This window comes from Terasakiella pusilla DSM 6293 (assembly GCF_000688235.1).
GTDB classification, from domain to species: Bacteria; Pseudomonadota; Alphaproteobacteria; order Rhodospirillales; family Terasakiellaceae; genus Terasakiella; species Terasakiella pusilla.
In genome coordinates, this window is the sequence record NZ_JHYO01000002.1 from 102,119 (window position 1) to 128,634 (window position 26,516).

21 protein-coding genes are annotated in these 26,516 nt (G+C 50.2%); 17 read left to right on the forward strand and 4 right to left on the reverse strand.

Annotated features, from left to right (window positions below):
* The first annotated feature begins 166 nt into the window (after positions 1–166).
* The 11 genes from Q397_RS0101855 (at position 167) to Q397_RS20610 (ending at position 17,372) form a co-directional block, all read left to right on the forward strand.
* Entirely contained in the window at positions 167–1,972 is a 1,806-nt protein-coding gene (locus Q397_RS0101855) for a VWA domain-containing protein (RefSeq protein WP_028877971.1), read from the forward strand.
* Between the two features lie 185 nt (positions 1,973–2,157).
* Positions 2,158–3,477, forward strand: coding sequence for an SrfA family protein (locus tag Q397_RS0101860; RefSeq protein WP_028877972.1), 1,320 nt, complete (start codon positions 2,158–2,160; stop codon positions 3,475–3,477).
* Positions 3,478–3,519: 42 nt separating this feature from the next.
* Positions 3,520–6,597 (forward strand): virulence factor SrfB, encoded by a 3,078-nt coding sequence (locus Q397_RS20590; protein ID WP_051609609.1) that lies wholly within the window; start codon positions 3,520–3,522, stop codon positions 6,595–6,597.
* A complete protein-coding gene (locus Q397_RS20595; protein WP_051609610.1) occupies positions 6,594–9,326 on the forward strand; it encodes a virulence factor SrfC family protein in 2,733 nt (910 codons plus the stop codon). The genes Q397_RS20590 and Q397_RS20595 overlap by 4 nt, the downstream gene beginning before the upstream one ends.
* A gap of 2 nt (positions 9,327–9,328) precedes the next feature.
* A complete protein-coding gene (locus tag Q397_RS0101875) occupies positions 9,329–10,465 on the forward strand; it encodes a tetratricopeptide repeat protein (protein ID WP_028877973.1) in 1,137 nt (378 codons plus the stop codon).
* 22 nt (positions 10,466–10,487) lie between these two features.
* On the forward strand, positions 10,488–12,503 hold the full coding sequence (locus Q397_RS0101880) for a vWA domain-containing protein (protein ID WP_240475008.1): 2,016 nt from the start codon (positions 10,488–10,490) through the stop codon (positions 12,501–12,503).
* Complete coding sequence (locus Q397_RS0101885; RefSeq protein ID WP_038012625.1) at positions 12,500–13,255, forward strand: ABC transporter ATP-binding protein; 756 nt, start codon at positions 12,500–12,502, stop codon at positions 13,253–13,255. The genes Q397_RS0101880 and Q397_RS0101885 overlap by 4 nt, the downstream gene beginning before the upstream one ends.
* On the forward strand, positions 13,248–14,483 hold the full coding sequence (locus Q397_RS0101890) for an ABC transporter permease (protein ID WP_038012628.1): 1,236 nt from the start codon (positions 13,248–13,250) through the stop codon (positions 14,481–14,483). Before Q397_RS0101885 ends, Q397_RS0101890 begins: the two co-directional genes overlap by 8 nt.
* A 26-nt stretch (positions 14,484–14,509) precedes the next feature.
* Positions 14,510–16,117 (forward strand): formylglycine-generating enzyme family protein, encoded by a 1,608-nt coding sequence (locus tag Q397_RS20600; protein ID WP_051609611.1) that lies wholly within the window; start codon positions 14,510–14,512, stop codon positions 16,115–16,117.
* 29 nt (positions 16,118–16,146) lie between these two features.
* Positions 16,147–16,872 (forward strand): coiled-coil domain-containing protein, encoded by a 726-nt coding sequence (locus Q397_RS23755; RefSeq protein ID WP_028877977.1) that lies wholly within the window; start codon positions 16,147–16,149, stop codon positions 16,870–16,872.
* A 5-nt stretch (positions 16,873–16,877) separates the two neighbouring features.
* Positions 16,878–17,372, forward strand: a complete 495-nt coding sequence (locus Q397_RS20610; protein WP_038012630.1) for a hypothetical protein — start codon at positions 16,878–16,880, stop codon at positions 17,370–17,372.
* Positions 17,373–17,434: 62 nt separating this feature from the next.
* Here the strand turns inward: Q397_RS20610 and Q397_RS0101910 are convergent, their stop codons facing one another.
* Positions 17,435–18,496 carry a S1 family peptidase gene (locus Q397_RS0101910; RefSeq protein ID WP_205618784.1) on the reverse strand — a complete coding sequence of 354 codons (1,062 nt, stop codon included), beginning with the start codon at positions 18,494–18,496 and terminating at the stop codon, positions 17,435–17,437.
* Positions 18,497–18,704: 208 nt separating this feature from the next.
* Positions 18,705–19,337: a hypothetical protein gene (locus tag Q397_RS0101915; protein ID WP_028877979.1), complete on the reverse strand. Its 633-nt coding sequence runs from the start codon at positions 19,335–19,337 to the stop codon at positions 18,705–18,707.
* A 217-nt stretch (positions 19,338–19,554) separates the two neighbouring features.
* Here Q397_RS0101915 and Q397_RS0101920 point away from each other — a divergent pair, with 217 nt between their 5' ends.
* The 6 genes from Q397_RS0101920 (at position 19,555) to Q397_RS0101945 (ending at position 25,051) form a co-directional block, all read left to right on the forward strand.
* Positions 19,555–20,007: a c-type cytochrome gene (locus Q397_RS0101920; protein ID WP_028877980.1), complete on the forward strand. Its 453-nt coding sequence runs from the start codon at positions 19,555–19,557 to the stop codon at positions 20,005–20,007.
* 26 nt (positions 20,008–20,033) lie between these two features.
* Positions 20,034–21,374, forward strand: coding sequence for a cbb3-type cytochrome c oxidase subunit I (locus tag Q397_RS0101925; protein ID WP_028877981.1), 1,341 nt, complete (start codon positions 20,034–20,036; stop codon positions 21,372–21,374).
* A gap of 97 nt (positions 21,375–21,471) precedes the next feature.
* On the forward strand, positions 21,472–22,254 hold the full coding sequence (locus Q397_RS0101930) for a CbbQ/NirQ/NorQ/GpvN family protein (RefSeq protein ID WP_038012636.1): 783 nt from the start codon (positions 21,472–21,474) through the stop codon (positions 22,252–22,254).
* Positions 22,255–22,257: 3 nt separating this feature from the next.
* Complete coding sequence (locus tag Q397_RS0101935) at positions 22,258–24,198, forward strand: nitric oxide reductase activation protein NorD (protein WP_028877983.1); 1,941 nt, start codon at positions 22,258–22,260, stop codon at positions 24,196–24,198.
* On the forward strand, positions 24,195–24,767 hold the full coding sequence (locus tag Q397_RS0101940) for a cytochrome c oxidase subunit 3 family protein (RefSeq protein ID WP_028877984.1): 573 nt from the start codon (positions 24,195–24,197) through the stop codon (positions 24,765–24,767). Before Q397_RS0101935 ends, Q397_RS0101940 begins: the two co-directional genes overlap by 4 nt.
* A gap of 2 nt (positions 24,768–24,769) precedes the next feature.
* Positions 24,770–25,051 (forward strand): cytochrome C oxidase subunit IV family protein, encoded by a 282-nt coding sequence (locus tag Q397_RS0101945; RefSeq protein ID WP_028877985.1) that lies wholly within the window; start codon positions 24,770–24,772, stop codon positions 25,049–25,051.
* A gap of 9 nt (positions 25,052–25,060) precedes the next feature.
* Here the strand turns inward: Q397_RS0101945 and Q397_RS0101950 are convergent, their stop codons facing one another.
* Positions 25,061–25,501 (reverse strand): Rrf2 family transcriptional regulator, encoded by a 441-nt coding sequence (locus Q397_RS0101950; RefSeq protein WP_028877986.1) that lies wholly within the window; start codon positions 25,499–25,501, stop codon positions 25,061–25,063.
* 59 nt (positions 25,502–25,560) lie between these two features.
* Positions 25,561–26,469: a ferritin-like domain-containing protein gene (locus Q397_RS23760; protein ID WP_051609612.1), complete on the reverse strand. Its 909-nt coding sequence runs from the start codon at positions 26,467–26,469 to the stop codon at positions 25,561–25,563.
* Positions 26,470–26,516 lie beyond the last annotated feature (47 nt).

A 26,516-nucleotide genomic window follows, 5' to 3' on the forward strand; every position in this document is an offset into this window, starting at 1 on the left:
TCCCCAGTGTCGTGTGATTAAGACAATATTTCAATTGATCGCAATGTTATAGTCTGAATTTTAATGCTCACTAAAGTCGATTAAAAATTGAATTTTACTATTTTTGTGGTTGATTTCATACCGCAAGGCTTTCAATAATGCGACTTAAGATAAGGGGGTGGGAAGTATGTCTCGTCGATATTTTGTCGCGCAACAAATTAATTCAGATGTTATTGGCGAAAATGAGATTTGGGCTGATGCTCCTTTATCTTCGCGGCTGAGAGAGGTGTTACGCACACACTTGTCTGACGCTCATGCCAACCTGTTCGCCGAACCTGAGCCATCGCCTTCTGGACGCGAGACAAACTGGAATGTTGAGTTTCCGGGGATGGTTGAGCCTGTGTCGTCACTCCCCCTTGATCAACAAGAAACCTTGCGCCGTGACGCGGCGATGAAACTTGCGGATATTGAAAATCTGTCTGCCCGACTGCCCGACGTCGATTCGGCAAATGCGGACCTGGCCCCCGCCCTAGAACGGGCCTGCCGGTATAAGGGCGACCCGTGTTTATTTAGTGTCGGCGGGCAGCCCGTCCTGACCTATTGGGGCTATGGGGATGTGACCGCAGCAGCTTTGCCGCTGGCGCCAGCGGTTCAACCTTTAACGACGGACGCCATGCCGCAACAGCCGGTGCAAGAAGACCTGCCTTGGTATCGAAGACTGCCAGTCTGGTTGAGGTGGGGGCTTTTGGCTCTCCTCATTTTGCTGTTTTTGTTGTTATTGTGGTGGTTGGTGACCTGGTTTTTAAAGGATGATCCTGTTCAAGAGACGCTACAGCCACCAATAGAGACGCCAGCGTCCCCCGTTACGGAACCAACCCCGGACTTGCCGGCTGCACAGCCGGAGCGACCGTTCCCGACGCAGCCGTTGCAACCGCCGCCTGAAAATGTGGTGCCGCCGGTGACGCCGCCGTCTACGGTTTCGCCTCAGGGGGTTCCAAATACGCTGGAAGAAAGAGCTGCAATTCAGCGATCGGAAAATTTGTCGCGTCAGGTTGATCAGCTTGAGGAGCAACTGCGTTTGGCGCTTGCCGCTTGTCAAATGCCGACAGATGGATCTGTACCTGATTTAACACCGATTATCCCACAAGGCCCAGAAACTGTTGAAAAGCCGATTGTAGCTGAACCTGACTTGACAAATGAACCTGTCACGCCGCCACCGCCACCACCAGCGGAGGTGCCGTCGGAACCTGTCGAGGAAGCCAAGCCAGAACCGTCAGCACCAGAGCCAGAGCAGGCAGAACCGGTAGTTCAGCAGGCAGAATGCCCGGATACGCGTGAGCCATGGGAAGCACCGGAGGTGGTTGTCGTCTTTGATGTCTCAGGGTCTATGGCGTTTGGGGTCAATGAAGACCCGCAGTACATTAATACGTTGACGCAAAGAGCGAATAAAGGCGACACAGCGGCTTTGATGGAGCTTTCCAAGTTGTCACGTGCATCAGGTCCGACCCGTTTGGATTATGCAAAGAATGCGGTAAATCAGATGGTTGGTAATTTGCCTAAGGATGTGGCCGCAGGCTTGATTTTGTTCGGGTCTTGTGGTGGGACGGTGAATAATGATTTTTACGAGGCTGCCCGTCGCCCTGAAATGATGGCGACGATAAATGGTTTGAAACCACAGGACGGGACACCTTTGGCCCGAGCGATTGAACGGGCTGGCAATATCATTACGGGGGATGTCAAAGAGAGTGTCATCCTGGTGATTTCGGATGGTCAGGATAGCTGTGGCGGAGACCCGTGTCAGGCAGCGCAAGCCATAGCCCGCGCCAAGCCGGGCGTCGTTATTAATGTGGTTGATATCGGTGGTGTCGGTGCAGGAAGCTGTCTTGCACAGGCAACAGGCGGGAAAATCATAAACGTTGATGATATGTCCCAGATCTCCGGTATTGTTGAACAAGCGGCAGGACAGGTTGCGCCTGCGCATTGTACGCGCTAGATGGGGTGGGCCAGTGTATTGCTGAGGCAACGGGCGGCCGGGTGATTGTAGCCAATAAAACGGACGACTTAACCCAAATGTTTCTTCAGGCAGCGAACCGGGGGTCTCCCTCACAAAAATGTAATTGAGGAAGTGTTAAGCTATGGATATACTTACTTTTATTAGAGGGCGGGGGAAGTCTTAAAATGCGAGGAGAGCTGCTGCGGCAGGGGAAACTAGAAGAGTTTCAGGCGCTGGGTGTAGATGGAAATCAGGTCTATGTCTCCGCAACGCAATTGCGTAATGTGTTGGCACGAAAGGCCGGCGCGGATGTTGCCGATGTGCTGGCTATTCCCGTTCGCAATGATCAAGGTAATACGTTTGACTGGTATTCCACACATCCGGGGGAGGTTGTTGCCTGGTCTGCGGCGACAGCGGAGCAACAGTCAAAGGGGCGTGAGAAGATTGCCGCGTTTCAGCAGGCGGTTGCGGATCTGGCCGATACATATAGCGCGTCAGGTGCTGGCTCCGACCAAAAGCTTTTTGGCAGTTTGCTCAATCACGCCTTAAGATATCCCGGCTCGGATCATGTGTATCTTGTGGATGGACAACCCGTTATTACGTTTTGGGGCTTCTCGCTGCATGGGGCAGGCGTGGAAGAACATGTATCTTTGCCGCCACAAACAGCGCTTGCGGTGACGCCCGTCGCCGCAGAAGAACCCGCAGTGAGGGACAAGCGGGTCTGGTGGCTGCGGTTGCCGTGGTGGCTTTTGCTCCTGCTGTTGATCCCTTTGTTACTTTTGTTTTTATGGTGGCTCCTAAGCCTCTTGGGCGGATTGCCTTTGGGGGTGCCGAGCATGCCGGGGTTTGAGCGTCCCGCCCTTTCCGCGCCGAGCCTCTCCCCCCCAGAGATTGAGGTGCCCACCTTAACGATGCCGGAGGTGCCGTCAGCACCCGCTTTACCGGGGGTGCCGGATTTGGCGGCCGGTGGATCTGGTGCGGTTGGCAACAGTGAAGCGGGGTTGCCTGCTGAAAGTGTGTCGCCTGCTGTTGAAACACCTGTGCCTGCGCCCGCCCCCGTCTCTGAGCCGGCACCTGAACCAATGCCCACACCGCTACCTGAAAATGGCGCGAGTGAGCCGGGCGGGGAGAGTAATCTGCCGCTGCAAATTCCAGACGGGGCGGTGCAGTCTGGCGATCTCAGTTTTTTGGACGGTCGGTGGCGTTCTATTACCAGTTTGATTGATAGTCAGACAGGTAAACCGACTGAAGTGATATATGACTTCAAAAATGGTCAAGGGACGGCAACCATTCATCGCAGTAACGGGGATGTGTGTCAGGGACCCGCATCTGCAACGATTGATCAGGCAAATTTAAATATTGCCCAGAACGGTGCATTGGTGTGCTCTGACGGACAAAAATTCGCGCCCTCCACAACAAACTGTTCTTTAAATGAGCAAAAAGACGGTGTGTGTCAGGGGCAGTATCCAAATGGTGAGTCGTTTACAGTAGAAATTGTGCGTTAATCAGCTCAGAAAAAAATCAGATTAGACAAAAGGTATAAAGCTATGCTCGCTGACATTATTAATTTGGGACGAAACGTCACTCTTGTGTCGAAAAGCGGTATCCAGTTTATGGATTTCGCGTCTCGACTTGAGTTTAAAAAAGAGCAACCGGGACTGTTTCTGAAGGCGGATACGCCCTTGGGTCTTGTGCGTTTGGTCCCGGATCAGTCTGGCGAAAATTATGCTTTGCCGGGACAGCCGCGGGAATTCGTGACGTCCGGTTGGGAAGATGTGTATCTGAATGAAACGATAGATTTGCTGGAAAAGGTCTGGTTGCCTATCCCGTATTTGCGCACGAAAGATGCGACGGATGGCACCATTGAAGCCACCGAAGGGCCGACCAACTGGGCGCGGGCAAATATCAGAAAAATGCAGGATGATGAAGATCCGGACGGGTATACACTTCGGGTGTGTCTGGCATTTGATACTAAAATTCTGGATGATAATGATCAGCGTAAATATCTCGCCCCGACGGTTTCGGATGTCAATAATGGGGAACAATTCGCCCTGTTTGCCCAGACGCATCAGATTGGCTGGTTTTTGAATGAATCTTGGCTGCAAGAGTGGTTGGAGGAAGTATACCGCGACAATGCGTTGGGACGTGCGCGCATGACGCTGGAAGATGTGCAGGATGAATTAGCGAAAAAAACACATCTTGCCCATTACATGAATTTTTTGGCGATTTTACGTGATTATATTGAACCGCCGACCATCCAGATGCGCATGAATGATGCCAAACGTTCGGATAAAGTTCCTGTTAATGTTGATCTGGTTCTGGATATCGGTAACTCGCGGACCTGCGGGATATTGATTGAAGATTACGATAGCGGTGCCAGTGTCGATGAAATGAAGAAGCGCTATGAGCTTGCGCTGCGGGACGTTTCTCAACCCTTCTTTGTGTATAACGAACCGTTTGAGAGCCGCGTCGAATTTGTCAAAGCGAATTTCGGCAAAGAAAACTTTTCTGCGGCGAGTGGACGAAATGACGCCTTTTTATGGCCAACGATTTCTCGGGTTGGGCCAGAGGCCACACGCTTTACGTCGCAAAGACGGGGGACGGAAGGAAATACAGGGGTTTCCAGCCCCAAAAGATATTTGTGGGATCAAGCGCCTAGTCTTCATGGGTGGAACCTGCATAAAAACCGACCTGATGAGCGCGCAATGCCTGCGACTGTCTCGCCGTTCACCGATTACATCAATGATTATGGCAATGCCCTATACACGATTGTGTCAGAAGATGCGGGCAGCGTGGAACTTTATGGGAGTTCAATGCCGGTCTTTGAACCTAAATATTGCCGGAGTTCTTTGATGACCTTTATGGTCGCCGAAGTGATCGTGCAGGCGTTGACGCAGATCAACAGCCTGTCGCAACGGATGTCTATGCAGTTTTCTGATGTACCGCGTCGTTTGCGTCATTTGGTGATGACGCTGCCGCCTTCCATGCCCATTCAGGAACGCAATATCTTTAAAGATCGGGTAGAGCAAGCTTTGGCGCTGGTCTGGAAATCGCTAGGCTGGCACGAAGATGATGCGGGTATGGATGAGGAAGGCAAAAGGCTGGCGAACCCGGATTTCCCGGACATCAGTATGCAATGGGATGAGGCGACGTGTGCGCAGGTCGTTTACCTCTATAGCGAAATTCAGAACCATTTCAACGGGAATGCAAACGAATTTTTTGAGTGTATCCGTCGACCTGACTCGGCTGCGTTGGATGGCACAAAACAAAAAATTCGCGTGGCCTCTATCGATGTGGGGGGCGGCACATCTGACGTGGTGATTACGGACTTTGAACTGGAAGGGCACAGTGGTGGCAATGTGTCTATCATCCCGGAACATATTTTTATGGACGGCTTTAAAATTGCCGGGGATGATATTTTGTTAGAAGTCCTGCAGCACACCATTATCCCGGACATTGCACGTGGATTGATGGACTGCGGTATCCTGGCGCCGGATGTATTGTTGTCTCGATTGATCGGTCATGAGGCGGGCGATGTTCATGTGTCGCGCCTGCGCGAACAGGTTGCTTTACAAGTTCTGCAACCCCTTGGTCATCACGTGTTAAGCCAGTACGAAAAATTTGTACCGTTTGAAGATAATGACATTGAACAATTTACAATTTCAGAATTCTTTGAACGTGCTTCAGATGACATAGATCCGCCTTCTGAAAGACTGTATGACGAATTTAATGAGGCCGTTCGGGACGAACTGGGCGGTGATAAGACCTTTGATTTACGCAATGTCGAAATCCGTTTGAACCTGGATTATCTTCACAAGGTTTTCACGGGTTTCAATGTGGAAATTGCTAAGCCGTTGAAGGCAATGTGCGAAATTGTGCACCTTCACAATTGTGATGTCTTGTTGTTGAGTGGTCGCCCTTCTCGTTTACCGGGGGTGAAGGGGATCGTTCGTTCTCTTCTGCCGCTTCCGCCAGATCGCATTATTCCACTGCATGATTATGAAGCTGGAAACTGGTACCCATTCCATAAAGGCGGGCGGATTGATGACCCGAAAACAACGGCTGCGGTCGGGGCCATGTTATGCGTGCTGAGTAAGGGGCGTATCCCGCGTTTCTATTTTAGAGCCAATGCGTTTAAGCCTTATTCGACGGTGCGCTACCTTGGCACGATGGGACAAAGTAACGTCATCAAGGAAGATGAAGTCATTTATGCGAATTTGGATTTGTTGGATGACAGCTCTGAACTGGAAGAAAAATCCTTTGAAATGCATGGGTTAACGCGTTTGGGCTTCCGTCAATTAAAGGCGGAAAGATGGACAGCGAGCCAGCTTTATACATTGGATTATAACGGGGAAGAAGCGCGCCAGAAGTACGGGGATAAAACGCTGGAAGTGACGCTTAAACTCGGAAACATGTCAGGTCAGAAGCGAGATGCAATACGCATGAAAGAGTTTGCTATTCAAAATATTTCGGTGAAGGGCACGGGGAATACGGTGAGTTCCCGGAGTTTGAAAATGAAGTTGAATACGCTGCAAGGAAGTGGTGGTGACCAGTCTTACTGGTTGGATAATGGGAGTGTGGTCGATGGTCGCGCTGTTGCCTTTTTGAAGGGAGTTCTGAAATGACATATTCGCGCATGGACCTCACAGAGCGCTGCCAAGGTATTCGTGGTGGCAGCGGACAGGCGATTGATTGGGTCAAGGATGTTCGTCGCACAGCCGAGTCTGTAGACGGGGCGGCAGATACCATGATTGAAGAGTTGCGTCGATACCGATACAAAACACGTCAGTTGGGCAATGCGTTGTCCAAGCCGTTGTCAGTTGGGGTCTTTGGTGTATCTCAGGCCGGAAAGTCCTTTTTGATTTCGACGCTGGCGATGAATGAAAATGGGGAACTTGAGACGAAAATGGGGAATGATCGTCTTAACTTCATCAGCCATATTAACCCAAGCGGGGGTGGTGGCGAAGCGACGGGGCTGGTTACCCGCTTTACCTGTACGCAAAGTAAGGCACCGGATGCGTTTCCGGTGGATGTAAAGCTGCTCTCAGAAAGCGATATCATCAAAATTTTTGCCAATAGCTATGCATTTGATTTTGACGCGAAGTTTAAAGAACCTGTGGATGTTGCGGAATTAAACGCAAGGATCGCGTCTTTGTCTTCTCGTCGTCAACCTACTTTGACGGGGGGGATTGATGAAGATGACATGGTCGACATTATGGATTACTGCAACAACCTGCCCGGTGGCCGGTTGGAATCTTTTTGGAACCAAGCTGTAGATTTGGCACCCTATTTGACCCTTGAGGATCGTTCGCGCTTGCTTGGGATTTTGTGGGGGGATATCGACGATTTGTCCAAGGCCTATCGCTCGATGTGTGAAACATTGACGACGCTTGGTCATGCAAGTCAGGCCTTTTTGTCACTGGATGCTTTGGTGACGCGATCGGATGATCCGGGGGCAAAAGGGTTTTCGCAGCGCAATGGTATTGTGAATGTCGATATTTTGTCACGCTTGGGTAAAGATGCGGAGGATCAGGTTAAAGTGCTGCCTGTGACCGATGACGGCGGTTTCGGCGCGGAAACGAGTGTCGCGCGGTCTGGTCTGGCTGCGCTGGTTGCAGAATTAAAAATTGTTCTGGCAGATCAACCTAAAGCCAATGTTATGGACAAGATGGACCTGTTGGATTTCCCAGGATACCGCGGGCGCTTGAAAGTGCCGGATTATGGCAGCGTGAAAGAGGCTGTTCGTAGCGAGGGAGATGCTGATCCCGTTGCGGCGTTGCTGTTGCGGGGTAAGGTTGCTTATTTGTTTGAGCGCTATATCAGTCAGCAAGAAATGAGCTTTTTGCTGCTTTGTACCCGATCCAATGCACAAATCGAGATTAATGAGCTGGCGGATGCGGTCGATAGTTGGGTGACACGGACCCAAGGTGAAGATGCGAGCAAGCGGGGCAAGCGTCGCCCCGGATTGATCTGGGCCTTTACCCAGCTCGATTTGAAAATGAGCTATAAAGGGTCTGAGTCTCTGGAAATGAGACGGGGGGAATGGAACTCGATGGTTGAAAAGATCGGCTTGGAACGGTTTGATCGTTGCGAGTGGGTCAACCATTGGTCCGATGATAAGCCGTTTGACAATATGTTTCTGGTCCGAAAACCGGGCTTAGCGGGTGATCTTTTTGTAACGGATAAAGAAACCCGTGTTGAAAGCGGCATCCGTGAAGATATGCAGGATCATATGGACCTTCTGAAGCAATCCTTTATGGAAGCTGATGCTGTAAATCGTCATTTTTCCGACCCAAAGGCGGCTTGGGAGGCCATGATTGCGCCCAATGACGGGGGGATGAGCCGCATTGCTGCATATCTGAGCGATGTCGCAAATTATCAGGACAAAATCGATCGTATTGGCGAGCAAGTGTCCTCGATCACTGAAAATATTGTCGAAGATATGTTTGGGAATATGTTTTCCAGTGAGGGACCTGAAGAAGTCACTAAAAAACAGAGAATTGCAGATGAGGTCCGGGATGATCTCGGGGCCTCCGCGAGTTACTTTGCTGAGTTTTTGTCGGTGATGCAGCCCAAGCAAAAGGATCTGAAGGAGCTTTATTTGCAGGTTGAACAACCCGATGGTGACGAAGGGGCGCAATCTGTTGACGATGGATCGTCTGGGATGGGCGGATCAAACTCTCCCTTTGGTGGCTTGAATGATATTTTCGGTGATCTTGCCGGGGGAAGCACTGAGACGGCGAAAAACGATGGAGACGCCGGCATGCATGCTTCTGGCAGTGTTCATAATAAATTTGCAAAAGCCGTTGTGCAGGATTGGCAACGCAACCTGTCACGCCTGAGCACGGACAAAAAAGTTCAGTCCTACATGAAAATCAGTTCGGAAACGGTGAGCAAGATTGCGACAGAATTATCTGTCGGCGCGAGCCGTCTGAAACTGATTGAGCAAATGTCAACGGCATTGGAAAAAGTAGAACGTCGAAGCGGTCTTACGCGCTACGCTCTGGCAGGGCAGCAAGTGAAGATTGCGTCGCGTGAATTGAATAACTTTATTGATTATTTGGGCTTATCCGCAACAAATTTAGCTGATCGCCCTGACGCTTTATCTTCGGGACAAAGAAAGACGTTTGAACGTCGGAAAGAGCCCTTTACCGAACTACCGGAGGATCCAGTGCTGTATTCGCGGGAGTATGTTCTGGATTGGTTTGTCGGATTTAGAAAACTTGCTGTAGACAATATCGGACATAGCAGTGGGCGGGATATCACCCCAGATCAAAACTATCGACTAGGGCAGATTATTGCTCAAATTCAAGGCAAAAATGGTGTGGAAAATACGCCAAATCATGAGGGATAATCATGTCTATTAAACCAAAGTTTGTCTCAAACGAGACGCCGGGCTTCGCTGAAATTCGCATTCCGGACTATACTGCAACGGGTGATCAGGTTGAGATCGCGATCAAACGAAGCGGGGACGGTAGCTATTTGGGCGATAGCGGTTGGTTGACAAATGAAAATTGGCTGAGTGTCAATATTCAGGATGACAATGGGGAGTGTGTGATCCCCATTGGGCCTAGTCAGGTGGACCCGCTTGCGTCTTGTCTCTCCTCCTTTATGTTTCAATTGTTTTTGAAAGATGGGGGGGCAACGGTTGCCGGTGTTATCAAAAAAACATCGGTTACGCTGTTGTCGTCACAAGCTGGTGGCGCTGGCATGACGTCAACGGTTGGCTCTATAGCGGCGGGAACAACCACACCCGCGCCAGAGCCGGAGCCTGTTGAGGAGCCTGCCTGCGTGGAGGAGCCGGTTTCCATACCAGAGCCAGAACCTCAGCCTGAGCCACAACCGTCACCAACTGTTGAGGCACCTGCCGAGAGCAGCAGCAAAAAGGGGCTGTTTATTGCTTTGGCTGTGATTGCACTTCTTTTAGTTGGGGGGGCGATCGCGTTCTATTCAGGCCTGTTTGACAGTAAAACGGAAGATCCGGCGACAGCCACACCGGCAACACCTACCCCAGAGGTTAGCAGCACGCAAACACCTGCACAAAGCTTGCCGCCAGCCGCACCGACGGCACCAACGTTGACGACACGCCAAATTGTTCAAGACTTCCTTGCGACCAATCCTGATGCGCCTGCCTTGCTTGCGAAAGCTGAAGAAATGAAGGCTGAAGGCCGATTGGATGGGGCGATGCTTTTGTACCGTCAAGCTGCGGGCAAAGGGGATGCAAAGGCAGCGTTGCTGTTGGCGCGTATGTATGATCCTAAATATTTTTCAAAAGAAACCAGCCCGTTGCCAAATGCAGATGCGGAAACAGCGGCATATTGGTATGAAGGTCCGGCGAAAAACGGCGATGTGGAAGCCCAACGCGAGCTTGGGCGTGTTTTGATTGAGCAAAACCCGTCAGGTTTCCAAAAAGAAAAAGCCGTGGAATGGTTGACGAAAGCGGCAGAAGGCGGCGACGCTGAAGCGCAGTCATTGTTGTCTCAATACCAGTAACTTAAGTTTGAAGGATTAGAATATGCAGCGGGTCAGTTGTTTTGTCGCAAGGTTCAAATGTCGCTTTCTATTGGTGTTGATGCTGGCGGTGGCCGCAAATATCATGCTGCCGCAGGTCGGGGCGGCACAAAGCAGGACGCCTTTGTTGATGGATGGCAAGAAGACACTCTATCAGCGCGTATTGACCCGCCCCGGTGCCAAGGTTTCGTTTAAAACGGAGCGTGGCGCGGGGATTGATCAAGCGGCAATGACTGTCCTTTATGTGTATGGTCGCAAAACCGTGGATGGCGAAGAATGGTTGGAAGTCGGCAGCAATACGCGAGGGCAGGTTGAGGGATGGATCCCGAGCGTGGACACGCTTATGTGGAAACAGCAACTGACCTTGGCCTTTACCAACCCGGCAGGGCGGGAGCGCGCTTTGATGTTTGCCTCGCGCGATGATTTGTTAGGTGTTGTACAGGATTTCGATCCGGCGCAGGCCGTAAAACCCTTGTTGGAGGCAGCAAAGGCAGGCCAGCAAAACGATAGAATTGTGTCGATTGAACCTGAGAATTTTATCGATATTTCAAAGCAGTTTTATCTATTGCCAATTTTGGATGTTGAAGAAACCTATACGGGGTCCGGTTATTCTGTGCGGGCTTTAAATATCGCTTCTGTCACCAAGGGAAATACGGGATTAGCGGGGCAAAAGACGGAGGAAAAACCTGAAAATAACGAGATGATGCTCCGTAACTTTAAAGCGTCTGTTGTTTTTGTGGTTGATTCAACCATCTCGATGGGCCCCTATATTGAGCGAACCCGCGAGGCCGTCAAAAAAGTCTATCAGGTGATCGAACGTGAAGGCATGGCGGATCATGTTCGTTTTGGTCTGGTGGCCTATCGCTCCAGTCTGGAGGCCTCCCCGGGGTTGGAATATGTCAGTCGTGTTTTTGTGGACCCAAGCGACGTCAAAGGTGGGGATGACTTTTTAAACAAGGTCAAAGACCTTAAGCCTGCGACGGTGTCTTCCAAGAGATTTGATGAAGATGCGTATACCGGTGTGATGTCGGCGCTGGAAACGGTCAAATGGAATGAGTTTGGCGGTCGCTATCTCGTGTTAATTACGGATGCGGGTGCTTTGAAAGGGGGGGACGAACTCTCCGGCACCGGACTGGATGCCAGTCAAGTGCGCCTTGAAGCCCAGGAACGTGGCGTGGCTTTGTATGCGTTGCACTTAAAGACACCACAAGGCAAAAAAAATCATGCCTCAGCACAGGCCCAGTATGAAGATTTGTCCACATTCCAAGGTATCCCGAAACCCTTGTATTATGGGGTGGAAACGGGTGATGTGAAACAATTTGGCGATATCATAGATCAGTTGGGCATGTCTATTGTCGCAAACGTGCGTGGCGCCATGTCAGGGGAAGAGGTTGTGGGCAGCGCCCGTTCTGCCCCTGATGAGAAAAAGGTCAGCGAAACGCAGGCCGAAAAAGCCGCCCAGTCGGCAGAAGCGGTTGGGCACGCGATGCGCCTTGCCTATTTGGGCCGCATACAGGGGACGCAGGCACCCGATTTATTTAGTGCATGGGTTTCTGACCGGGATTTGATTAAGCCAGATCTCGCGACCACGGATGTTCGTATCCTTCTGACAAAAAACCAGCTCTCCGATATGCAGCAGGTTATGAAAGAAATTTTGACAGCAGGTCAAATGTCTCAGTTATCACCCGAAGGCTTTTTTGACAGCATGCGATCTGCAGCAGCCGTGATGGGGCGGGATCCCTCGCAAGTCAATAATCCCGATGCGACGAAGTTGGTCGAACTTGGATTGATGGGGGAATATCTTGATGATCTTCCCTATAAATCCAAGGTGATGAGCATGGATCAGGAACTGTGGGCAAGCTGGTCTATTGGTGAACAGCAGGCCTTTTTAGATGAGGTCGAACGTAAAATCCGATTATATCAACGCTATCACGATGATGTGGCGCGCTGGGTCTTTTTGGATCAAGGGGCTGATCCTGGGGATGCTGTTTATCCGGTGCCGCTGGAAGCGTTGCCATGACGGGGCAGGACACCACACATGGACCTGTTTTGTGTTTAAGTGGTGTCCGACGTATCCGCGGGCAGGGCGAGAACCGGTTTGTTTTGGATGTACGAAACCTGCGTGTCCCGCAATCACAGGCCATTTGTGTAACAGGGCCAAGTGGGTGCGGTAAATCAACATTGCTTGACCTGATTGGGCTTGTGCTGAAACCCGATCAAGGGGCAGAGTTTGTGTTTACCCCGAATGATGGTCGGAAAACTGATTTGCAGGCTGCGTGGAATAATCGCCAAGAAGCTGACTTAAGCGCTATTCGAGCGCAGTATCTTGGTTATATTTTGCAAACGGGGGGGATTTTCCCTTTTTTATCCGTAGATGAAAATATTCGGGTCTCCCAAAGGTTGCTGGGGCAAGGCAATGAAGAGGTGGTTCAACACCTCATTGAACGGTTGAATATTTCCCACCTTTTAAAGAAAAAGCCAAAAGCTTTATCAATTGGGGAGCGTCAACGAGTGTGTATCGCGCGTGCGTTGGCCCATCAGCCCAGTTTAATTCTGGCGGACGAACCCACGGCCTCATTGGATCGCAAAAATGCGGATCGTGTCATGGATTTATTTATGACCCTTGTGCAGGATTTCGGGACGAGTGCGATTATTGTCTCGCATGAGAAAGGGCTTGCGCGTCATTTCGGGTTGAGGGAAGTGCCGATTGAGGTGAAATCACTAAAATCAGGCAAAGGGACCGTATCTGTTCTGGAGATGTCGGATGGGTAAGGATCGCGTTACGTCACCTAAATGCCAAGGACGAACAGTTGTGGTGTTGGCCTTGAAGGATTTTCTGTTTGAATGGAAAATTTCGATCTGTTTGATTTTAGCTTTGGCGGCAGTGTTGACCCCTTTGCTTGTTTTATTCGGGTTAAAGACCGGTATTGTCACGACCATGACGGATCGCTTGAAATCGGACCCGTACACCTTGGAAGTTAAAATTGTGGGGAATGGCCATTTTAAGGAAGAAGATATTACGGGTCTGAGAAATAGATCCGATGTCTTGTTTGCCATTGCAAAAACCCGCACATTGGGCGCGACATTTGTTGTTTTTAAACGTGATATGAGCGCTGTTTCCGGGATTGAACTTGTCCCGACAGCAACAGATGATCCCCTTTTAGAAGGGGCGGTGCCACCGCTTGACGACCAGAGCGTCTACGTAAGCCACACATTGGCGAAGAAGCTGGCGGTGTCGGCTGGCGACCCTTTACCAGTGATGGTCACGCGCCGACTGGATGGGCAACAGCAGGCAGTTCGACTGACGATGAAGGTGCAAGGGGTCTTGAGCGAAGCGGCGTATCAACGTGATGCGGCCTTTGTGACTTTGGCGTTTTTACTGGCGGTCGAAGAATATAAAGATGGTTTCTCCGTCCCGGCCTTTGGCTGGGAAGGGAATGGGGCACGAAGCAACGAAAGAGATTATGCGGGCATCCGGCTTTATGCAAAAGGTCTTGAGGATGTACAGGTCTTAGCGGATGAATTGAGACGGCAGGGGTTGGAAGTGAGAACCCGTGCCAAAGAAATTGAAACCGTAAGATCGATTGATCGTGTTTTAAGCCGCTTGTTTTTGATCATCGCCAGTATTGGGATTACGGGATATGCATTGTCTTTGGCAGCAAGCCTATGGGCAAGTGTCGAGCGTAAACGTAAGGATTTATCATTGATGCGTTTGTTGGGGTATAGCGCCAAGGCGATCGTGATTTTTCCCATCATACAAGCGGCGTTGGTGGCTTTTTTGGGGGCGGTGTTGTCCATTGGTCTTTACAAAATTATTGAATATTATTTAAACACCACTTTGTCGGAAAGTTTGGTCGCAGATGAGCTGGCAAGCCGCTTGACTCTCGAAACTTATGGTTACACAATTATACTTACTTTAGGTTTATCTTTGTTTTCTGCATTTGTCGGTGCTGTGCGTGCTACGCATATTGATCCTGCGGAAAGTTTGCGTGAAGTATGATGGTGTTTATAAGGGGATAACATCATATGGAATTGTTACATTTCAAATCTATGGCTCGGTCTCTGTCGGGTCTTGCCACGCTATTGGTATTTTTGGGCACATCTGTGGCTCAGGCAGAAGATGTAAAGCCGTGGAATGAAAAGCTTTATAATCCGCAAACCAGTGAGGGGGATGTTGTCCTTCCCATGCCGTGCGGGGGGGCGATGGTTTTTCGCAAGGTTGTTATCCCCCAACAGAGCGTGGTGGATGATTATAAAATTACCCTTGGCGGCTCTGATGAGAATGTGGGCTATGCCGAAAGCCCTTATGTAACTTACATCGCGGGGGCCTTTTCTGGTCAAGCCGATGAGTGGTATTATCTGATTAGTAAATATGAGGTCATGTCTGCGCAGTATGATGCGTTAAGTGACAAATGCCCCAAACCTGTGATGCCCGGACGTTTACCGAAGGTGAATATTTCCTGGATGCAAGCGATGAGCTTTGCTGAAAATTATTCAGATTGGTTAGTTAAAAATGCACCGGATAAATTACCGAAAGAAGATGGATCTTACGGGTATTTAAGACTGCCAAGTGACATTGAATGGGAGTTCGCAGCACGCGGTGGTATTAATGTTGAGAAAGCAGACTTTCAAGAACGCCTCTTCCCGATGGAAGAAGGATTGGCGCGGTATGCTTGGTTTCAGGGGACCAAATCTGCGAACGGTAAGTTGCAACTTGCCGGTCTGTTGAAGCCTAACCCCCTCGGATTGCATGATGTGTTGGGGAATGCAGACGAGATGACCGTCAACTTGTTCCAGTTAAACAAACTTGACCGTCCGCATGGTCAGGCCGGTGGCTATTCTGTTCGCGGTGGAAACTATTTTACGTCACAGGAAAGTATGCGGACTTCCTATCGTGTTGAGCAGTCCTTTATGACGGATAAGGGGGCGCGTAAAAGTAAGACAACAGGTTTTCGCTTGGTCCTGACTGGCCCTGTTGTAACCTCAAAAGAACGTTTGGCTGAAATCCAGAAAGAGTGGGAGAGATTGGGCTCGGCACAACCGGCAGCGCCTGTCGCCAAGGCGGTGAGTATCGGGGAGAAGGTGTCGGATGATCCAATAGTCGAACTGGGGGCAATCATCAAAGAAATTACGGATGACAACGCCAAGAAACGGCTAAATGATGTTCGTCTGGCCATGCGTTCGTCTATTCAGGCGCGTGATCTGCAACGCTCCGAAGCGGCGAAAGCAGCGCTTAGGCTTGGGGCGTTCCTGGGGGGGAAGATCAAAGGAGATGCAATCGCGGTTCAGACGTTGGGCGACTTTATCAAAGAGCGTAAAAAACGTCAGGAGGAAAGCGGGCAGAAAGATCGCTACTTGGCGGCGAGAGAAGAAAAGTTAAATGAAGAACGCCGCATTCTGGACGAAAATTTGAGTTTTTACGCGTATAACGTCATTACCACAGCAGATAACTATGAACAAAGCCTGTTGGAGAAGCAGTTGAAATCTGTATCTGTCGAGGCAAAAGGTCGGGGGGCGGATACGACCATACCGAAGGCGGCTCTGTTTTTGCAGCATGCTCTGTTTTACCAACGCACGATGCAGGTTAAAAAAGGGCCGTGGCTGGACGATTGGGTGAAGTTAGAAATTGAATAAAAATTTATTTTGAGATTTGGAGTGAAACAATGCTTATCAACCTAAAAGAAAATTGCAGACGTGGGGTTGCTGCTGTTTTGATCAGTGCCTTTATGGTGACGGGGTGTGTGACCACGGGCGGGACAAGCAATGCTAACCTGAGCCCCGCAGAACAGAAGTTGCGTGAGCAAAATAGCCAGATGACGTCGAATGTGGCGACCGGGGCGGCTTTGGGGGCGTTGGCTGGAGGACTGCTTGCGCTTGTATCGGGAAATCGTAAAAACGCCATCGGCTATGCAGCAGCAGGGGCCGTGATGGGCGGTGCCAGTGGCTATTATGTGACCAAGCGCCAGCAACAATACGCATCTGAAGAACAACGGCTTGATTCTATGATTGCAGACGCGCAGACGTCCAATGCACAAGCAAAAGAAATGGCTGATACGGCCCGCGCGGTTATCAAAGAAGATATGAGCCGCATTGATCAAATTGAAAAAGAACTGGCTTCGGGTAAGATTACACAGCAAACAGCAACGCAGCGATTGGCGTTGGTCGATGACAATGCAAAACTGCTGGAAAGCAATATTGCGGCGCTTAAAAAGCAACATGAACAATATCAGGTCGCCTCACAAGAACTTGCCAAACGCAATGATGTAAGCCCACAGACCCTGAGTTCCTATAATGTTGAAGTCGCCCGTATTCAGGATCAAATTGCAATGATGGAAGAGGAACTGGATGTCCTTATGGATCGCCGCGGCGGTATGCAAGGGTTAGGTTGATAAAGATGAAAAAATCACTTTCACACGTCACGGGCATGGCCGTGTTATCTATAGGCTTGGCAGCCTGTCAGACGTCGTCGGATCCGGCGAAAGGAAACTTGTTTGACGGCATTGCCGGTTTGACTTCCGGTAGCTATGACAGACGGATTGAGGAGCGTGAAACCTCTTTGCAGGATGAACAAGATAAATCGATTGCTTTGCGTCGAGAAAACGAACGTTTGTCTGCACAGAAGACTGCAACGTCCGCACGATTAAATAAGCTGGAGCAGGACTATGTGGTCCTGCAAAATGATCTGAAGGTCATGGCGCAGAAAATAGCGGCGGCAGAAGGGGATAATCAGTTACTTGAAGACCGTTTGAAACAATTGCAGCAGCAGATGAAGCTGGCAAAAAGTGATACGTTTTCAGATGAAGCAACACGCGAAAAGAAGCTTGAGGCGCTGTTAAAGCGTAGAGAGCAACTTGAACAGGATATTGATATGATGGTGCAAGGGCGCTAGGTCATACAAATCACAACTAAGAAAAAGGCTTTTGGTATGGATCCAAAAGCCTTTTTTTATAGCTAACTTTCACAGGAGGTTTGCTGTGTGGTGGGTTGAATGTTGTGTTTTCTTAGAAATTCCAAGAGGTGCTTTGTGGAGAGGGCGTATTTGGCACCGCCACCGCTTCCCGCACCGAAAGTGTTGACGCCCACAACACGCCCGCAATTGTCAATCAAAGGACCACCGCTGTTGCCGGGTGAAATTTCGGCGGAATGCGCGATGGTATTGGTGCCGCCAATGTCTTGGGGCAGTGACATAACTTCACCTTTGGAGAAGACAATAGACGGCATGGCGGAGAGATCACCGCTTAACAAGCGCTTGAAATTGTTATCCCGTCCCAAAAACTGGCCGGGAAATCCAGCGGCGATGATGGGCTGAAGTTCCTGAACCTGTGTCGTAATGGGCAAAATCGTTTGAGATTTATAATTGCTGATTTTAACCAGGGCAAAGTCTGCTTGACCGATGGCATGTGACTTTGTTGCGGCGATAACTTGACCGGAATAGAGTGTCCCAAGCGCTTTACCAACGATCCCGACTTTGCCATCACTATCGTTGGCGACAACATGGCGATTGGTGACAATGATGTCAGGCGTTACAAAAAAACCTGATCCGGTTCCGTCACCAGATAAAATGATAACGGTTGTTTGATTGAGGGTTGTGGCAATATCCTGGCGCGACAGTGTCTTATTGGATTGTTCTTTATGTTCCGTCAGCTGGGCCGGTTCCTCTGTCTTGGCAGGGGGTGGCGCTGTGTTTTGTGCGGTGTTTGTGGCTGCCGATTCTGCGGGCAGTTCTTGCAATGTGGTTGTAGTATGTTCACTTGGCAAGGCACCGGGGGGCTGGGGGCGAGGTTCAGCCAAGAGGGCAGCGGCTGCTTGAGGATCCTGACAGACGTCGCCCATGAGCAGGGCACGTATCTTCTGGGCTCTTGCTTCCATAGCTTGATTGTAAGAGATATTTTCGGAATGCGAGGAGATATCTTGGGCGAGACCATGGGATGCAGTGAGCAAGCTGCTTCCAAGTACGGCGCTGATAAACAGGAGGCGTTTCTTTTTTATGAGTGTTCTTTGCATTTCTGCCATGATCATTGCTCGCATAGGTGAAACTATATCAGAAAAACTATCCTGATATATCTAGCAACTTTTAGGACACTAAAGAAGCCTCAATTGAGCGAGAGGGCATTGATTTTTATCTGATATCAGAAGTTTGGTTCTTCTTTTTTTATGATCCGGCTTATCGGCCGGTTGTGTCGGTGGTGCACACGGGTAGGGTCCAGTAATCCGCTTTCCGTTACTTAGAGAGAAACCCTTGGACCTTGGTCGTTACGTCTTTGATGATTTGGTTGGCTTCGGGAAGGTGTTTTTCGTGCATTTCAATTTTTAGAGTTAAGCCGGGACGGATAGAGAGGGTGGTTGAGCACATGGGGGAGCGCTGGGTGCCTATCTTTGGGCAAATGAAAGTCAGCTTGTGCGCTTGATGAATGAGAACTTCCAATCTTTGAGGCTGCTGCGGATGGGAGCAGACCTTGAAATCTTGCCAGTTTTTAAGACAGGAGGTCAGCCCTTCTTCCCCGAAGGCGGTCTGGATAGGCGCGGTGGTGTTTAGAATATCGAACGACACTTTGTATTTCAGGCCCGGCCCGCCTTCGTAAAAGATTTTGGTTTCCTCGCTATAAGGCGCCAGATCGGGGAGGGTGGCGACCATGTGGATGGCTTGGTCAACCTGTCCCGTCCAGTTTGGCTTGTACCAGAGATAGGCTTTGGGGATGTCAAAATGATGGTCCCCTATAGTCAGGGGCACAGGCGTCAGGTCCGTTGTGTTGCCAATGTCATCTAGATCAGGCAGCAGAAACGGGGTGATAAGGGCCAGCATTAACAACAGGCTCATGGTGCCCAAGGCGTATAATATCCGATTTTTTGACATAGCTATTCTCATCTTCGAAACAGGACGGTTGAGAGACTATATGGCGTCTTTGCCGGAAAATACTTGGCTTCGGTCAAGTGTGGGTCATGCCAAAGTATGATTTTTCACACCCATTGACCAACCTCAATTATCTTATCAAATCACTCAGGTAATTTTCAGGAATACATCGTATCGGGTTTCCTTTTGGGGGCGATACCGAATTTTTTTGGAGATTATCATGCAAGAGCGCTTAACGATCAGCGCCGCTCGAAATATCTTTTTTGGGGGCACAATTTTCTTCTTTGCTGTCTTTGCGTTGTTGGTGGTGCAATCTGTCTATTTTGTCACAGATACATCTTCCAACCCGGAAGGGATCAGCGAAGAAGTCGCCTTGGGCAAAGAAGTCTGGGAGCGGCATTCCTGTATTAACTGCCACACGTTGCTGGGGGAAGGGGCGTATTATGCGCCGGAACTGGGCAATGTTTGGGTCCGTCGCGGCGGGAGAGACGATGCCGAAGGGGCATCTGATTTCATTAAAGAATGGATCAAGTCACAGCCGACGGGCATCGAAGGCCGTCGCCAGATGCCGCATTACGACCTCACTGAAGAAGAGTTGGAAGGTCTCGTTCAATTTTTCAAATGGACCAGTGAAATCAATACCCAGAACTGGCCGCCAAACGATGCCGGTTAAGTCCCAGCTTGGGTGAGGAGTAGAGTATGAAATATCAATCTCAAAAAGTCGCTATATATTATTTTTATGGCGCAATGGCCCTGTTTATCGCGCAGGTTTTAGGCGGTCTTTTAGCCGGTACGGTTTATGTGATGCCGAACCTTCTGTCGGAACTGGTGCCGTTTAATGTCATTCGTATGATCCACACAAATGCGTTGATCGTCTGGTTGTTGATGGGCTTTATGGGGGCAGCTTATTATCTGGTCCCGGAAGAGTCGGAAACGGAACTTTATAGTACCAAGCTTGCGATCATCCAGTTTTGGCTGTTTTTAATCGGGGCGGCGGCGGCTGTGATCGGCTATTTGTTTGGCATTCATGGCGGTCGGGAATTTTTGGAACAACCTCTGTGGATCAAGGTTGCGATTGTCATTGTCGCCTTGATGTTCCTGTTCAACCTGTCCATGACGATCCTGAAGGGGCGCAAGACTGCCGTCTCCTTGGTGCTGATTGTGGCGCTGTGGGGGGTGGCCATCTTCTTCCTGTTTGCTTTTTACAATCCGACAAATCTTGTGCTGGATAAAATGTTCTGGTGGTGGGTTGTCCATTTGTGGGTCGAAGGTGTGTGGGAATTGGTCATGGCGTCTATTCTGGCCTTCCTGATGATCAAACTGACCGGTGTGGACCGCGAAATTGTTGAAAAATGGCTTTACCTGATTGTATCCCTGACGCTGTTTACCGGCATCTTGGGGACGGGGCACCATTATTACTGGATCGGGACACCGGGATACTGGCAATGGATCGGGTCCATCTTCTCCACGCTGGAAGTTGTGCCGTTCTTCGCCATGGTCGTCTTTACGTTCTACATGGTGTGGAAGGGCGGTCGCTCTCACCCTAATAAAGCAGCCTTGCTGTGGTCTTTGGGCTGCGCTGTCTTTGCCTTTTTCGGGGCGGGTGTATGGGGCTTTTTGCACACCTTGTCGTCGATCAACTACTACACCCACGGGACACAAATTACCGCTGCCCATGGTCACTTGGCGTTCTATGGGGCCTATGTGATGGTCAATATCGCGATCATGACCTATGCGCTGCCAAACCTGTTGGGACGTGCGCCTTATAAGCAGACGCTCAATATGTGGGGCTTCTGGATTGCCTCCAGCGGCATGGCCTTTATGACCTTTGTGTTGACCTTTGCCGGTGTTGTTCAAACTCATCTGCAACGGGTGCTGGGGCAGGACTTCATGGAAGTTCAGGAACAAGTCGATCTGTTTTATTGGATGCGGTTAGGCTCCGGTGTTGTGGTTGTCCTTGGCGTCTTGATTATTGTGGTTTCTCTTGCACTTCCCGGTAAAGAGAAAAGCCCAAGTGCTGTAGCTCAAGCAGCCGAATAGATAAAAGCCGACTCTACGGGCCGGGGTGGACGATTGATCCCGGCCTTTTTTTTCAAAATCTCATTTATCCATTTTCTCAAAAATAAAGTTTAAAGCCATGACACATTCCCTTCCACATTACGTGCCGTCAGGTAATGAATGCGCCCTGTTTGAACATGCGTTTAACAATAAGTTACCGCTGTTGTTAAAAGGTCCGACGGGCTGCGGCAAAACCCGATTTGTGGCCCATATGGCAGCAAAGCTGGGACTGCCTTTACATACGGTGTCCTGCCACGATGACTTAAGTGCGGCGGATTTGACGGGCAGGTATCTGTTGACAGGGGGCGATACGGTTTGGACCGATGGGCCGCTGACCCGTTCTGTGCGCCACGGCGGTATTTGCTATCTGGATGAGGTGGTGGAGGCCCGAAAGGATGTGACGGTTGTGCTGCATCCTTTGACCGATGACCGCCGGGTCTTGCCGCTGGACCGCACAGGCGAAGAGTTGGTTGCGCCGGATAACTTTATGTTGGTTGTGTCCTATAACCCCGGTTATCAAAATATCATGAAGACGTTGAAACCTTCCACGCGGCAGCGCTTTTTAGGGATTGAATTTGACTTTCCCGCCCCTGATCTGGAAGCCGAGATTGTGGCGACAGAGGCCGGGTTGGAGATTGATCGGGTCAAGCCGTTGGTGCGATTAGCCACACAGTTGCGCGCCTTGAAAGGGCAGGATTTGGAGGAAGGTGTCTCTACCCGTCTGTTGGTTTATTGCGCAAGTTTGATGAAGTCCGGCGTTAAGGTGGATGAAGCCGTCCTGCATGCCATGATCGAACCTCTGACGGACGAGCCGGATGTCAAAGAAGGTTTGTTGGAAGTTGTTCAAGTCACCATGGGGTAGGCGATGTCACTCTTAGACGTTATCGAAGTAGAAGAGTTTGTGGGCCACCAATGGGATAAACTCATTGGCGATGCCAACAGCTATCCCACCTTCCCGGAGGCAGCGGTGGCGCTGGAGGGGGTGCGCGGCCCATTGGCGGTTTTTTTTCGCGGCTTGGGCGGAGAAAAAGGGGTGGAGATCGCCGCAAGTAAGGCTGAAACATCCGAACATCGCTTGTCTTTTCGCCAAAAATTAGGGATGGCGCGGGAAAAAACGATGCGCCCGACCTTGGATGGGCAGACATTGATGCTGCCCCAAACCATTGCGGTCTTCCCCGATCAAGGTCTCAACAGGGCGCTTTATTTCTGGCTGTCGGCTTATTTTGCAATAGCAGATGACGCAATGGCGCAGACCTCGTCTGATCCGGTGGTGCAAGACCTTACGTTTTTAAGACAGGCGTATGAAAGGCAACAACGGACCTTGTCGCATTTTTCGGGGATGGTCCCTGTCTGGCAAAAATTGTCGGAAGGGATAAAAGGGATGCGCCCGAAACGCCCTTTGCCCAAACAGGAAGAGGCATTGGAACAGGTGGTCCTTCATTTATTGGGAGGGGAACGCCCAACCCAGCCTGACGCTTTAAGGTATCTGGCCTATGTCCAGCATGGCGGGGCAGTGCCCGCACTGGCACCCGTGAAAAGTTATCGCCCGATTTTACCCGTCCCCTTATGGGGGGAGGTGATCGCGCTGGAAATGGGGGCGGGCAAAAAGGGACAGGAAGATCGCTCCGCACAGTCTTCCTTGCAAAAGGCGGATCAGAAAAAGCAACGCGCAGAGCGTCGGCAACTGGATCAGGCCAATCGCGACGATGGGTTTTTTCTGCATATCTATGACAAGATCATGTCGGTTGCCGATATGTTGAACGTCAACCGCAATACACAGGATGATGAAGAGGATGAAGCCATTAAAACGGCTGATGATCTGGAGCGGATCACCGTGTCGGAACATGATCAAAAGGCAGCGACCAAGATCAAGATGGATCTTGATTTACCCGCCGATGAAGTTGAAACCGATCGCCTGATTGCAGAACGACTGGTGCCGGAATGGCACTATCGCAAGCAAACCTATCTGCCGGATCATTGTGCTGTCCAACTGCGCACCGCGTCCGAAGAAGGCGAAGACTGGACGCCGGATGCGCCGACAAAAAGGCGGATCAGACGTGTAAAACGTCAGTTTGAGGCACTTCAGTCCAAGCGGGAGGTTTTACGCGCACAACCGGATGGGGATGAACTGGATATGGAAGCGGTGGTACGCGCCAAAGCTGACTTTAAAGCCAGTGGGATTTCGTCCAATCGTTTGTATATGGCGAGCCGGGTGCAGAGCCGCGATCTGGCGGTTTCCATTCTAGCGGATGTGTCGTTATCAACGGATAGCTGGCTGGAAAACCGCCGTGTGATTGATGTGGAAAAAGAAGCCCTGACGATTTTAGGAGGGGGATTGGCGGCGTGCGGAGATGATTTTGCCATCCATACCTTCACCTCGCGCAAACGCGATTATGTGCGCCTTGATCAGATCAAGGGGTTTGAGGAAGCTTTCAATGAGGTGTCCTTGCGTCGGATCTCTGCCCTGAAACCAGGATATTACACCCGTATCGGGGCGGCGGTGCGTACCATGAGTGAGGAGTTGAGTAAGCGCGCCAACAGGCAAAAATTATTGTTGGTGATTACCGATGGTAAACCCAACGATGTGGACCATTACGAAGGCCGCTACGGGATCGAAGACAGCCGAAAAGCGGTGCAGGAATGTAAGCAAAAAGGCATTACGGTTTTTGGCGTCACGGTGGACCATAAAGCACAAGACTATTTCCCTTACATCTTTGGGCGCGGATCGTACCAGATTGTCAGCCATGTGGCGAAGCTGTCAACGGCGCTGCCCAAAATCTATCGACAATTGGTGCGTGAGACATGAACGAACAGGTAAAAGAACAACCTGCCGGTTGGGGTGCCCTGGATGATTTACCGGGCAACCCGATTATGTGGGTGTTGATCGTGAGCGAATTGCTGGTCTTTGGCGCGTTCTTTATCAGTTTTGCGATCACTCGTTTTTTGGAACCGGAGATGTTTTTCCAGTCTCAGGGGATGCTGGATCAGATGACGGGCGGGATAAATACCATTGTGCTTGTCACCAGCGGCTATTGTGCCGCATTGGCAACGTCGGCAGTAAAAGTGGGCGCATCTCAGAAATGTCGGCTTTTTCTGATCGCGGCGATTGGCTTGGGGGGTGTTTTTTGTGTCCTGAAGTTAAGGGAATATGGCGCAAAGGCAGATCAAGGCATCCACATTGAAACAAATGACTTTTTCACCCTGTTTTATTTGATGACGGGCTTTCATTTTTTACATGTGATTTTTGGCGTGGTGTTGCTGGGGATTGCAGCTTTCAAGCCCAAGGTGGATAGCGTTGTGACGGTGTGTGCCTTTTGGCATATGGTCGATCTTGTCTGGGTGTTGCTTTTTCCGCTGGTCTATTTGGTGCGCTAACGATGCTAAATTTTACAACTGATAAACATCGCTTGTTTATGGTCTGGGTCTTCCTGATCTTCGTGACGCTGCTGAGTTTGGGGAGTGCACGATCTGAGATGTTGCAGACGCAGGCGTTGGGGGTCGCATCGCGGGGCTTGGTCTTCTTGCTCAGCTTTGTGAAAGCCGATCTGATCTTGATGTATTTCCTTGAATTACATCATTCCTCCCGCGCTTGGCGGGTGGGGTTTCGCCTGTCCCTGTTCCTGCTCATCGTCATTTTGTATGGACTGGGGGAAGTCTGAGGGGTGAACTTAATCGTCTTCGATTGAGAAGAGAGACATCAAGCGCTGTCGTGGCTCAAGGAAGTCGGCGAGGGTGTATTTGTCCAGTGTGGCGAAAAAAGCGTCCTGCGCGCTTTCCAAGGCGGAAATGAGCCTGCAAGCGGGAAGGATGACGCAAGGATCGCCCTTGCCTCTATTGCAGGGTAAAGGGTTTGTCTCGTTTTCGGTCTGGCGAACGACGCGTCCGATGGTGATCAGTTCAGGGCGCATGGCAAGCCGAATACCGCCCCCTTTGCCACGGATTGTTTCTAAGTAACCCAGCTGGTTTAAGCGTGTAATGACTTTTGTAACATGGTGGCGCGATATTTTGTTGGAGTCCGCAATTTTATCAATCGTGACCAATTTGTCTTTACTTAACGCAACATAGATCAAGGAACGTAGCGCATAATCAGTGAAGGTGGTTAATTTCATTATTGTTTTCTCACGGGGACCTAAGTCTCACGTCGCAATGTATATCTAGAATTGAAATTTCAGTCCAGTCGTTCCTGTTGAAAGGCCAATCGTGAAAGATGAGAAATCGCCTGTTCTAAGACGGACTGAGCGCGAAGAAGGATATCTTCGCAAGGTGTTTTCTCGATCACAAATTCACAAAATTCGATAAAATTTTCAAGCGGTGCTTGCGCGTGCAGGAGTAGATCTCTGGCTGTTTTGTGTGTTAAATCTGGCGTTGGTTCTTCTGGCTCGTGTGGTCTAGCGGCGGGGCTGAGTTCATTGGCTAAACGGGTCAGAAGCTCGGCGCTTGATGCCTCGTTTAGAATGTGCAGCTGTTTCACAACCGCCTGATATCTATCCTGACAGTGTTGATGCATTGTCCCGACCTGTTGTTCAAACTCTTCAAGGCGTGCAGGCAGTGTATGGGGAATGTGGTGTTGGTGCTTTTTCATGAGGTGAAATTCATGCCGTCTGAGTTTACGCAAGTGCATGGCATGTTCCAGCTCCTCATGAGCCATTTTTTCCGCCGCCTCTCTGATGTCTGGGGTTTGGGCATGTGCAGAGATATAGGTGTAAAATGCAAAAGCGCGTTCTTCATTTTGGACGGCGATGGCAAGGGCTTTGTAGGGTGTCAGTAAAGTGCTGTTGACGACCTCTTGCCACGACTCGTTAAACTCCGCTGGCAGCTTCCAAGAAAAGCCCTCGGCAACGGGGAGGGTGTAGTGGTGTTTCTCAGCCCAGACTTTTACATCTTCAACATGCTGTACCTCTTGCTGCATAAGGTTTTGGAAGGTTTTCGCTATGTCTAGGGAACCTCTTTTTTTCATTTCATTTTCGAGAAATTCATACCGTGTGACCGCTTCGGTTTCAATCGCATAGGCTATGCAAATTAAGTCGTAAAAACTGGATACGGCAAACTCTGTTGATGATGAAAAAGATATTTTCATGGCGAGGCTCCTTTTATTTTTTGCTTAAGCTGAGAATTAGAGTTTTT